Genomic DNA, 1,171 nt, shown 5'->3' on the forward strand with positions numbered 1-1,171 from the left:
GTTATCCAACGTAATGCAGGTGTTAAAGCTGCTTATATTGATAGTGCCTATGAACAGGTTGGTGCAAAAATTGTTGATGATGCTTATACCGGCAGTCAATTGGTTTTAAAAGTTCGCGCACCTAAAGGCGAAGAAATACAAAAATTAGCCCCAAACACCACAGTGGTTGCGATGTTTGATCCGTACCGTAATACGGAACTTGATCAATTCGCTGCTCAGCAAGTGTCTGCATTTGCACTTGAGTTATTACCACGTACGTTATCTCGTGCCCAAAATATGGACGTGTTGTCATCACAAGCAAACTTGGCAGGTTATAAATCTGTGCTTCTTGCGGCGGCAGAGTACCAACGTATGTTCCCAATGTTAATGACAGCGGCGGGTACGGTTAAACCAGCTCGTGTAGTCATTATGGGTGTTGGTGTAGCAGGCTTACAAGCGATTGCAACAGCCAAACGTTTAGGTGCTATTGTTGAAGCGACAGACTTACGTCCAACAGCCAAAGATCAAGTTGAATCTTTAGGCGGTAAATGGTTAGACGTACCAATGTCAGCAGAAGAGCAAGCGCGTGCCGATGAAGCTGCAAAAAATGGTTATGGTTGGATGCCTGGTGAACAATATATTAAAGACCAAGCTGCAATTGTAGACAAAGCGGTATCGAATGCTGACATCGTGATCACGACGGCGCTTTTACCAGGTCGTGATGCACCGCGCTTAATTAAAGCTGAAACAGTTGCCAAAATGAAACCAGGTTCAGTCATCCTCGATATGGCAGTTGAAACTGGCGGTAACGTTGAAGGCTCAAAATGCGGTGAAACTGTTGTGACTGATAATGGCGTGAAAATTTTGGGTATTCCAAATATTCCAGCGACCGTTTCTACAGAAGCTTCAGCGCTATATGCACGTAACGTTTATAACTTTGTTGAAACGCTTTTTGATCAAGATAAAAACTACAGCATTAATCAAGAAGATGAAATCCAAAAAGCATTGCTTGTCACTCATGGTGGTCAAGTGCTGTTGAAGCGTGGTTAAGGAGACTGATCATGGTTGAAACTATTACAATTTTTGTCCTCGCAATCTTCGTAGGTTATTACGTTGTTTGGGGAGTGACACCTGCGCTTCACACGCCGCTGATGGCCGTAACGAATGCATTGTCTTCAATTATTATTGTCGG

2 protein-coding genes are annotated in these 1,171 nt (G+C 43.5%); both read left to right on the forward strand.

Annotated features, from left to right (window positions below; translation table 11 throughout):
- Positions 1-1,029, forward strand: a 1,029-nt coding sequence (locus tag AC1M84_RS14195) for an NAD(P) transhydrogenase subunit alpha (protein WP_481595224.1), incomplete at its 5' end; no start/stop codon positions are given.
- A gap of 11 nt (positions 1,030-1,040) precedes the next feature.
- Positions 1,041-1,171 (forward strand): proton-translocating transhydrogenase family protein (locus AC1M84_RS14200; protein ID WP_171495786.1); only part of this gene is annotated, 131 nt, incomplete at its 3' end.

The organism is Acinetobacter sp. 24-47-66, assembly GCF_056779755.1.